General features: G+C 58.7%; 6 protein-coding genes and 2 pseudogenes. 3 read left to right on the forward strand and 5 right to left on the reverse strand.

Features of this window, described 5'->3' with window-relative positions:
• Nucleotides 1–519 (reverse strand): annotated as a pseudogene (locus AAAB35_RS17490) (adenylate/guanylate cyclase domain-containing protein); the annotation flags it as partial.
• 375 nt (nucleotides 520–894) lie between these two features.
• Between AAAB35_RS17490 and AAAB35_RS17495 the strand changes: the two are divergent.
• Genes AAAB35_RS17495 through AAAB35_RS17505 form a run of 3 tightly spaced genes read left to right on the forward strand, consistent with a single transcriptional unit; the run spans nucleotide 895 to nucleotide 4,638 of the window.
• Complete coding sequence (locus AAAB35_RS17495) at nucleotides 895–1,425, forward strand: (2Fe-2S)-binding protein (protein WP_340669556.1); 531 nt, start codon at nucleotides 895–897, stop codon at nucleotides 1,423–1,425.
• Entirely contained in the window at nucleotides 1,422–2,438 is a 1,017-nt protein-coding gene (locus AAAB35_RS17500; RefSeq protein WP_340669557.1) for a xanthine dehydrogenase family protein subunit M, read from the forward strand. Before AAAB35_RS17495 ends, AAAB35_RS17500 begins: the two co-directional genes overlap by 4 nt.
• A gap of 10 nt (nucleotides 2,439–2,448) precedes the next feature.
• A complete protein-coding gene (locus tag AAAB35_RS17505; RefSeq protein ID WP_340669558.1) occupies nucleotides 2,449–4,638 on the forward strand; it encodes a xanthine dehydrogenase family protein molybdopterin-binding subunit in 2,190 nt (729 codons plus the stop codon).
• Between the two features lie 522 nt (nucleotides 4,639–5,160).
• Here the strand turns inward: AAAB35_RS17505 and AAAB35_RS17510 are convergent.
• From AAAB35_RS17510 to AAAB35_RS17525, 4 genes and pseudogenes are all read right to left on the reverse strand, one after another.
• Nucleotides 5,161–7,128, reverse strand: a complete 1,968-nt coding sequence (locus AAAB35_RS17510; RefSeq protein ID WP_340669559.1) for a glycosyltransferase — start codon at nucleotides 7,126–7,128, stop codon at nucleotides 5,161–5,163.
• Between the two features lie 6 nt (nucleotides 7,129–7,134).
• Nucleotides 7,135–8,361 (reverse strand): hypothetical protein, encoded by a 1,227-nt coding sequence (locus tag AAAB35_RS17515; protein ID WP_340669561.1) that lies wholly within the window; start codon nucleotides 8,359–8,361, stop codon nucleotides 7,135–7,137.
• Nucleotide 8,362: 1 nt separating this feature from the next.
• The gene (locus AAAB35_RS17520; protein ID WP_340669562.1) at nucleotides 8,363–9,907 is read right to left on the reverse strand and encodes an HlyD family efflux transporter periplasmic adaptor subunit; all 1,545 of its coding nucleotides are present in this window, start codon (nucleotides 9,905–9,907) and stop codon (nucleotides 8,363–8,365) included.
• Between the two features lie 193 nt (nucleotides 9,908–10,100).
• Nucleotides 10,101–10,364 (reverse strand): annotated as a pseudogene (locus tag AAAB35_RS17525) (efflux transporter periplasmic adaptor subunit); the annotation flags it as partial.

Here is a 10,364-nt window from a genome sequence, read left to right on the forward strand (position 1 = left end):
GGCATCAATAAAAATCAGCCGGTTGTCTGTGCCCCCACCTGGAGACTTTTCGATCGTGCGCACCGCCGTCACGGCCCCCGGCGGGGCATCAAGCGCCTTGCGCCAGCCGGGCCCTTTGAGGTTGACAACATGAAAAAACGAGCCATCCGGATAACCGACATAGACCCCGTCAATATGCGGCGAGCGGGCGATACCTTCGCGCAGGATCGCGATCTTGTCATTCATGCGTTCGGGAGGTGGCACCAAAAACGCGTTCGACACAGATGCAATGATCCCGACCAGGGTGACCGTGTCACCGGAAAGGACGCCAAGCTGGTCGACGAGGCGATCGGCAAAGACCTTCATATCTGCGGTGGTGTCGACGATCGCAGCCCTGCGGGCACGATAAAAATCAAGACCGATGAGCGCGCTTGAGGCTGCAATGAGAAGCGCTGCCATCGCCAGGGCCAAAAAGGATCGAAAGGGCCTTTGCCATGTCGAGGCATTGACGTCCTTCTTGGATCGACGGTCCCGCATCATTCACCCAACCGTGCCATCACACTGCCGACAGCCGATTTGCTTGGCCGCGCCAGCGGCTTACATATTGCACGTATTTGTGGCCTCGACCACCATCATCCGGCGGTTGCTTTTGCGGGATTTTGCCAGCGCCCCTTGCATCGCCGATTCAAGCGATCGGACATGCCTTTGCCAGCCTTGACGGGCAATCTGGTTAAGGCACGCAGGCCCCAGCCACGAGCTAGGAAACCCTGCAGCGTCCGGTTTTCCCCCAATGGCAGTGGCAGCATGCCGCCCGGCTGACAGCCACAAGCGAGGGTTGCCCCCCGATCGTCAAGGGGCCGGCTTGTCATGGGGCCCATGCGCGCCTAGTGTTTGCGCAAGGCTTGACAGACATCGATGAACAATGCGCCGGGGCCAACGATCATCATGGATACGCGGTCAACGACAACACGCAGCGTGAGATTTTCGATCAATGGCGTTGCACGCGATGCCACGATCGAAACCTGCGTCACACTGCTTGACCTTTTGCGCGAGGAGTTTGGCCTCACGGGCACGAAGAAGGGCTGCGACCATGGCCAATGCGGCGCGTGCACGGTCCTCATCGATGGAAAGCGCATCAACAGCTGCCTCGTCCTTGCCGTCAGCCGCGATGGCGCCGAAATCACCACCATTGAGGGGATTGGTTCGCCGGACAAGCGCCATCCTGTGCAGGAGGCATTCATCCGCCATGACGCCCTGCAGTGCGGCTATTGCACGCCAGGGCAGATATGTTCGGCCATCGGCCTCATTTCGGAAGGCAGGGCGAGAACGCGCGAAGAGATTCGCGAGGCAATGAGCGGAAATCTCTGCCGGTGCGGCGCTTATATCGGCATTGTCGATGCGATCGAAGAGGTTCTTGTGGCCTTGAGGGGGAAACCAGTGCCATGAGGCGATTTGAATATTTGCGGGCGGCCAGCATTGAGGAGGCCATCGCGCGGCTTGGCGACGATTCGGGTGCGCAACTCCTTGCTGGTGGGACCAACCTCGTTGATCTGATGAAATATGACGTCGCGACGCCGACGACGATCATCGATATCAATGACTTGCCGCTGCGGGAAATCGGCCAGACCGCAAACGGAGGCCTGAGGATAGGCGCGCTCGTGACCAACGCGGAGGTTGCGTGCCATGCCGCGGTCGAAAGCCATTATCCCCTGCTCGCCAGCGCCATCCTCGCAGGGGCTTCTGCCCAGCTGCGCAACGCTGCCACGGTCGCGGGCAATCTCATGCAGCGCACGCGCTGTGCATATTTCTACGATGTCGCAACGGCGTGCAACAAACGCATGCCCGGCAGCGGCTGTCCTGCGCGAGACGGGCTCAACCGCAACCATGCCATTCTCGGGGCAAGCAACGCCTGTGTGGCCACCCATCCATCTGACATGTGTGTTGCCCTTGCTGCCATTGAAGCGACGGTGATCGTCAAGGGGCCGGAGGGAACGCGCGCCATTTCGCTCGCCGAGTTTCACCGGCTTCCCGGCGAAACCCCGCAACAGGATACAATCCTGCGCCACGATGAGATCGTCCTTGGGATCGAGTTGCCCCCGACCCCCGAGGCACCGCGATACAGCTACCTGAAGATCCGCGACCGCCTGTCCTATGCCTTTGCGCTCGTATCAGCTGCGGTGTTGCTTGCGATCGATGACGGCGTCATCTCAATGGCGCAGGTGGCACTCGGCGGCGTAGCGCACAAACCGTGGCGCAATACGGCGGCGGAAGTCTTGCTGGTTGGCCGCACAGCATCCCGTGGCAACTTCGATCAGTTCGCCAGCATCCTGCTGTCGCCGGCCGTGGCACTTTCAGACAATGGCTACAAGATAGAACTTGCGCGCAGGACCGTCGTTCGGGCGCTCGAGCAGGCCGCTTCAAGGACGCCCCAGTTGCAATCCGACAAGCGCATCCACTGAGGGTATGCCGATGGATCACGATTCTGCATTCACGGGTAAGGACATCTCGCGCATTGACGGACCGCCGAAGGTTGAGGGCCGGGCCAAATACGCTGGCGAACATCATGTCCCCGATCTCCTCCACGCGGCGATCGTACCCGCATCGATCGCAAGGGGGCGGGTGACGTTGATCGATACGGCAGCGGCAATGCAATTTCCAGGCATTGTTGCGATCATCACCCACAAGAACCGCCCCTGGCTCTGGCCGTTCGGTTTTCTCTACAAGGATCTGGCAGGACCACCCGGCAAGCCGTTCCGGCCGCTCTACGACGATCGTGTGCATTTTAGCGGACAGCCGGTCGCGCTTGTTGTCGCGTCAACCTATGAAGCGGCGCGCGATGGCGCAGCGCTGGTGCGTGTCTCCTATGCCCCCGAGGACCATCTGACCGACCTTGCCCGATCAACGGCTTTCAAGCCACGGCGAAATCGGCTCGGCGTCGCTCCGGCGCCACACCCCACAGGCGATGCGCCTCGCGCCCTGGCGCAGGCACCCATCAAGATCGAGGCCACCTATACGACGGCTGCCGAGAATCACCACCCGATGGAACTTTTCGCGACCACTGTGGCGTGGGGTGAAAGGTCGGTCACCGTCTATGACAAGACGCAGAGCCCGAAAAGCGTTGAGCTTTTTCTGAAGGTCGCCTTCCGTCTGTTTCGCCGCAAGGTGCGCGTTGTCAGCAGTTTCGTCGGCGGCGCGTTCGGCCTTGGACTGCGGCCACAGCAATCGGTTTTTCTCGCGGTGATGGCGGCAAAGGCACTCAAGCGATCCGTTCGCCTCGTCGTTCCGCGCGATCACATGTTCGCGCTCGGCTATCGCGCCAATGCCATACAAACCGTCTGCCTTGGCGCGGATATGGACGGGCGGCTGCGCGCCATTCGCCACAAGGCGATTGCCGCCACGTCACAATATGAGGACGCCCAGGACCCTCTGGTGAATTTTTCGGCGAGCCTTTATGGCTGCGACAATGTCGAGCTCTCCTACGAGCTGGCAAGACTCGATACTGTTTCGCCATGCGACATGCGCGCGCCCGGGGCCGCCACCGGGATGTTCGCGCTCGAATGTGCCATGGATGAATTGGCCTATGCTGCCAATATAGACCCGCTCGCTCTGCGTTTTGCAAATTACACGCAAAGCGACCAGAGCGAGAAACGCCCGTTCAGCAGCAAGGCACTACGCGAATGCTATTTGGAAGGAGCCGCCCACTTTGGCTGGGAGAGGCGCCGATCGGCGCCCCGTTCGATGCGCAAGGGGAAGGAGTTGATCGGCTTTGGCATGGCCACCGGCGCATGGGAGGCAGCGATGGCGCCAGTGCCCGCACGCGCAAAGGTCTCTCTTCTTGCCGATGGCAGGTTTGAAGTGACATCATCGATCACCGACATCGGCACCGGAACCTATACGATCCTCAGCCAGCTCGCTGCGGATGCGCTCGGCGCGCCGATGGATCGGATCGTCGTTCGCCTCGGCGACTCCGCCCTGCCCTTCAATCCCATTCAGGGTGGATCATGGACCGCCGCGACCACGGGATCGGCCGTAGAGGCCGCCTGCAAGAAACTCAAAAAGCTCATCCTCTCCCGGGCAAGGCAGGCCGGAATTGTCGGTAACCGGGAAGGCGCCGAATTGCTTTCTGCGGCAGCCCTTGTCGATCTTTCGCATCTTTCGGGCCGCGATGATATCTGCGCGACAGCAACCATCTTTAACGTGCCCTTCGGCAAGAAATATACCGGCGTCACGCATTCGGTGGTCTTCGCAGAGGTTCGCATCGATGAAGACCTGCCCGTGGTCCGGGTCACCCGGCTGGTTTGCGCGGTTGCAGCCGGGCGTATCCTCAACCCGAAAACCGCCCGGAGCCAGATCATCGGTGCATGCGTCATGGGTATCGGCAAGGCACTATACGAGGACGCGGCGGTCGATCATAATCTCGGCCGGTGCATGGCCCACAGTCTTGCGGACTATCACGTCGCCTCAAACGCCGATGTCTATGATATCGATGTGATTTTCGTCGACGAAACCGACGACAAGGTCAGCCCGATCGGCGTGAAGGGCCTTGGCGAAATCGGCTCGGTTGCCGTGGCTCCCGCCATCGCGAACGCCATATACCATGCGACGGGACAGCGCATGCGCGATCTTCCCATCACGATCGATCGTCTGCTGCAGGCTTGAATTTGCCGTTACCCCCTGCCTCATCCCGATGCAGGGTTTTTTGGCTTGTCCACTGCGGCAATCCATCGTCAATAGGACACCAGGAAATGCGCTGGTCCGTGTGATAATGCGCCGCCGTCCCCCAGACGGCGTCTTTTCTGAGGGGCCAGTCTTGCGATGAGAACCCAGACCTTGGGACGTCGTGATAATGGAACAGGAGCGGCGAACCGCATCGATCGCAGAAGCCGCGCTGGGCGATTTCGCTGGAACGATAGTATCTGGGCGATCCACGGGTGAACCGGAAATCGTGCTTTGGAGAGCAGATGGTTGCCTGGAACGGCCCCCCATAGGCTTTCTGGCACATCCTGCAGTGGCAGTAAGCGCCGAGCGTTGGCCGCTTTGACGATTGATAGCGAACGTCGCCGCAAAGGCAGCCGCCTTCGATTAAAGATAGCTGACTGGCCATGACCAGTCTCCGTTAGCGGGGCGTCTTCGATCATACGCCTGATCGATCATCCTATCATCCGGTCAGTTCCCCTGGCGTCAGCCAACAAAGGCGCGTCTGCATAGTGTCAGCATGGACGTGGTCAGCCTTCCCGTGCTTGCTACATTGTCGGGCGACTGACGAAAGAGCATGCGAAGGATTGCGTTGTGCTGCTCAAAACCGGGCGAGATGGCGAAGCAGTTGCTGGAATTTTCATCGCTCAAATCGATTTTCATCCAGCCGGTTGCGCCAAGGTAGAGTTCCCCTTCCCCGCTGGCGTGCGCCTCCATGTTGCTGATGACCACGTTTTCAGTCGACATCGCCTCGATCTTCACCTGATGCTCAGTGTCACCGATCCGCAATGTGGCGGGAACGGACACCTTGATCAGTTCCTCCTGGCCGAAGCGCGGCAGTTCTATGCACACAAGAAGACTGACGAAGGCAATGAGCATGGAAAAGCCCGACCACACGAGGTTGAGGCAATCGCGCTGCGAGAATTCGGTCGGTGAACTCCAGACGAACACAGTTGAGGCAACGGAGGTGGCCGAAAGTAGCGTCACCAGGCCGAAGAAGATCGCTGTGGGCGCATGGATGCGGATCGTTGACCGGTCGCCACCCTTTTGTGTCACCTTGAACGGCCGTCCGAAGGGTTTGCGCACCGCCTGCAAGAGGGCGATTGTGATCGGCAGTGCCGTAATTGCGTGCGTCACTTCGGTAAAAAGCGGCAAGGTTCGCCCTACCGAAATCCATGACGAATAACTCCAGAAGACAAAGAGCGCCGAAATTCCATATTTCATGAAGACGATGTCGTCGGCCTGGATTGCGGTGACGTCGAACAGCCAGTAGATCGATGGCGCAAACAGCATGCACAGGATGAACGGCTTCGACAGCCAGCACAAGAGACCGTGGACGTAGTGGAGACGCTGGGTCAGCGTGAACCGGCCAAGCCACAACGGCCCGTCTTTGAGTAGTCCGATCTGGATCGTACCAAGACACCAGCGCGTCCGCTGCGTGATGTATTCAGGAATTCCCTCGGCAGAAAGCCCGACGCTGAGCTTTTCGTTCAGCCAGCGTGTGACATGACCGCGTTCCATCAGCCGGTAGGTAAGCAGCATGTCTTCCGAAAGCGCTTCATGGGGAAATCCTCCCATCGCGTTAAGCGCCGAGCGGCGTACAACGAAGCTCGTCCCCACACAAAACGCACAACCTACCGCGTCCTTGGCCGGCTGGAAGGTGTCGAAAAACACCCTCTGATCATCGACGAAGGAGGATCGAACGCCAAGATTGTGCTGGATCGGATCCGAGTTGAAATAAAATTGCGGCGTCTGGACGAGGCCAATACTTTCCTCCTCGAACAGGCCGACGACCCGCATGAGAAAGTTTTCCTGCGGGGCAAAATCGGCATCAAGCACCATGATCAGGTCCGAACCATCATCGTCGGCGTTGGTCATTTCAAGCGCATTGTTGAGATTGCCGGCCTTCGCATGGCGGTTATCGGGACGGGTGATGTAGTTGACGCCGACGCGCCCGCAATATTGACTGATTTCGGGGCGGCGCGTGTCGTCGCACACAAAGACGCGCAACCGTGGATAGTCCATGGCGCTTGCGCTTATCACTGATTTTTCAAGGATGTGGATTGGTTCGTTATAGGTACAGATGAAGACATCGACGGACGGGTAATGGCCCCTCGCCTGCAACTGAACCTGGCGCCGGTCAGCTTCCTTCGTCCAGTTGGAGCTTCGAAAGAGGATGATGATTGAACCAAGGGCGTAGACGATCGAGATCGCTTCGAAGGTGAAATAAACATGCTGCCACAGGCTGGCCCCTGTCAACTCGAGATCCGGCAGCGTATCAACCCATCGCCAGGAGAGGTAAAGCCCAAGCGAGAGCATCGTGAGGCCTCCGAAGAGGAGCCTGTCGAGAAGGCGATTTCGGTCGGCCAGCTTGGCAAAGGCAATGAACATCAAGCCGATGCCGAGATCGAACAAAAGAACGCCGGCAACATCATTGTCAGCATTGAAGAACATTGTGCCTCAATTGGGTTGGAAGGGGTTGAAATGCATCGCGGCAAGGACGGTCCAGGCCGTCGCGCCAAGGTGCGGCCAATGATGGTAGGTAAAGGCGCTGCCCTCGCCCATCGCGTCGATGCTGAGGCCTGTTGAAAGCTGAGTTTTGGGGGTTGCGAAAAGCCAGCCGCTGCCAGGATCGGCGTATGCTAGAATGGTTTCAATGAGACGTGAGGCCCGCGCGCCTTCGCCTCGCACAGCCAGCACCAGGGCAACTTGCGCCGTTCCTTCAACCCACAGGCCATCGCGATCGCTATTGAAGTCGTATCCGCCCGCAACCGCAAAGCGTGCGTCAAGCAAATGCATGGTTTCTTGCGGCAAGACCAGCTGTGCGGCGGGCACCACCAATAGCGGCCAGACCTGCACGTCCAGCCACATATCAGCCCCTTCGACGGGCTTTCCGGCCGTGTCTGTCCCGACCAGAAAATGGCGCTTGTCGCGATGCATGGCACTGAGAAAGCGCAGGCTCCGCTCGGCGAGATGCTGCCATTTTGCGTCCCCGGTTTTGAGCCACAGCCATTGCGCAACCGCCAACGTGTCGATGTTGTGCTCTGTGGACTTCCATGCGATGCGCGCTGCATCTGGTTCAAAGCCGTAATAGCCGCCGGCGATCCCTGCGCTCTCGTCATCTTCGTCCAATGCCGCCAGCCAGCTTGCCAGCCGGTTTGCGCCTGCCAGATATTTGGGGTCGGATGTCCTTTCGTTCAGCTGGAGCAACGCCAGCGCGGCCCAGGCGACATTTCCTGAAGCGGTGCTTATTTGATAGGCGTCTTCCGTCCAGCGATTGACGGTGTCATTCCACCAACCCGGCAAGGCAACCGTTTGCGCGACCGGACCTGAACGATAGGCGTTGCGCAGGCGGCCATCCTTATAGAAGCGATCTGTCAGACCTGCGGCAAGAAATGCATCGCCGATGGCGCGTGCATGATCCACCTGATCGCACGCGATGAAAGCCATCACAGCCAGCGCATTGTCATAGACAAAGGCCGTATCCTGCATTTGCCGCGGCAACTCCCCACCGCTTTTCGAAGCCAGATAGCTTGGAAGGAGCGCACCGTTTTCGGCCCAAGGCTGCACCATCCGATCTGCCATCGATGTACAAAGACGAACCCCCGATTGTCGGTCGTTTGATGCCAGCGCTTTTGTTGAAAGGACGCCCATGATCAGCGCGGCGGCAATTGTCAGCCAACGCATCTCAATTCCAGCGTGCTTCGAATATCTTATGCGTATCAGCGATGGGACGGGCGCGGCTGAATGTGGCCGCCGGCGTTTCCACGCTTTCGGCAAACAGAAAGGCAGGAGCCAGAAATCTGCCTTCCGGGCATTGGGCCGATACCTTATGCGCCCCAGCCGATGGCGATATCTTGGCATGATCCGCTTGAATGTTTGTCTCGGCTGCATCGGCCTTGTTGGAGAAGGACGGCACTTTCATCGCCAGTCTTGAAACGCTCCTCGTCAGTGCGAGCTCGAGATCCCTGACCTGCGCTTGGAGCGTTGCCGTCGCAGCGACGAGATAGTCGCCGGCCTTCAGCGGCCAGCCCCACGGCCGTTCGACGTTGACCCAAGTGCCGACGGAACAGAAATTCTCTGCCGTGTCCGCGTCCGCCGTTTCCGGCACGATGAAGGCGTAGAGTTCGCGACGCTCGGTTGGTGGAAACGGCACTGCGTAATCAAGATCCACGCGGTCGGTGGTGCGCGGCAGGAGTCGGCTGACCGTGCCATGGACCGGCTCCTGCCATGCATCCTGCTTAACGAGAACTTTCGCGCCTATCGCCAGTGCCTGCGCTTGACGCTCTGAAAATATCGCCACCACGAACGCTTCACGACAGTCCACGGATTGAACAAGCGTATCGCCGGCATTCACCTGTTTTCCGGCTTGCGCAACCGCTTTGTAGATTTTTTCCGATGGTGCAACGCCAACCTCGGCCCGCGCCAATTTGTTGATGCGCTTGTTCTCGGCCTCGGTGAGATTTTGCAGCTCGGCAAGGCGCGTCCGGATCGAGGCCAGCTGCATGTCAATTTGCGAAACGTCGCCTTTTCGCGCCCGGATCTCGTTTTGGAGGTTCTGCAGATACTGGTTGTTGTCACCCACATAAATGCCTTGCTGGGCAAAATTGAGATCATCCATCGACACGGCCACTTTGATCCTGGCCGCCTCGACCTTTGCATCCTCCAACTTGATCTTGTTGATCAATTCGTCCCGGGTTCCAGGAAACACGCCCTTTGCCACCAGGCGCAGCTTGCGCTGGGCGTCGAGTTTTTCGTTATCTGCCGAATATGTGGCAAGGTTGAGCGAGACTTGCGCATCACGCAGGGCATTGCTCGTGCGGGCAATCAAGGCACCCTGCTGGGTGGCGAGCTCGGTTTCGAGGTCCCTGATGCGCCTGTCATAATCTTCAAGGTTGCCCTGCTTGAGCGTCAACTCATTGCGAAGCGACGTCGATTCGACCTGAAGGCCAATAAGGGTGGAGCGATCAACGCGCTCATTCTCGACGACCGCAACGGCACCTTGCGGAAATTGATCCCGCGTTGCCTGCACATCCGTGACCGTGCCATTGATTGGCGACGTTATCGATGTGACGGGTGCGTTGACGACGGCTCTGACCGACGTTGAAGTAAATATCGGCGGCATGACAGACGATGTGAAAACGGTCGCCAGGATGCCAAGGACACTGTAGGAGGCGATCCGAATGGAGGTCGGTCGTCCCGCCAGCGGGATTGTTCGGTCTTGTGAAATCATAGTTATCGCTCCTTTAGAGAGATGCTTCAACTATGTTTCCTGCCCGTTTTCTCCACCCGAATTGTTTTTATATTTCCTCCGCTATTGACTAAACGATCCCAGATAAGATGATTCTTCGCAATACCCAGTGAAATACATCATTATGCTTAGCTATTATGCCGTTTTATTGGGCAGATAGCCGTATCTCTGAGCATCAATTCTGCCTCATGTCTGTGGGCATGGGCAGCCGCGCCATAGAAACAGCAGGCTCTGGCATCACGGCGACGTTCGCCGTCATGCCTGCCACGAGCTTTATGTTTTGTGGCACGTTGTCGAGGGCGATCCGCACGGGGATGCGCTGCGCCAGGCGAACCCAGCTGAACGTCGGATTGATATTGGCAAGAAGTCCCGAACCCGCAGTCCGTTCGCGATCCTCAATTCCGGCGGCGATGCTGTCGACGTGGCCGATGATGACGCC

This window comes from Phyllobacterium sp. (genome assembly GCF_037994425.1).
Lineage (GTDB): Bacteria > Pseudomonadota > Alphaproteobacteria > Rhizobiales > Rhizobiaceae > Phyllobacterium.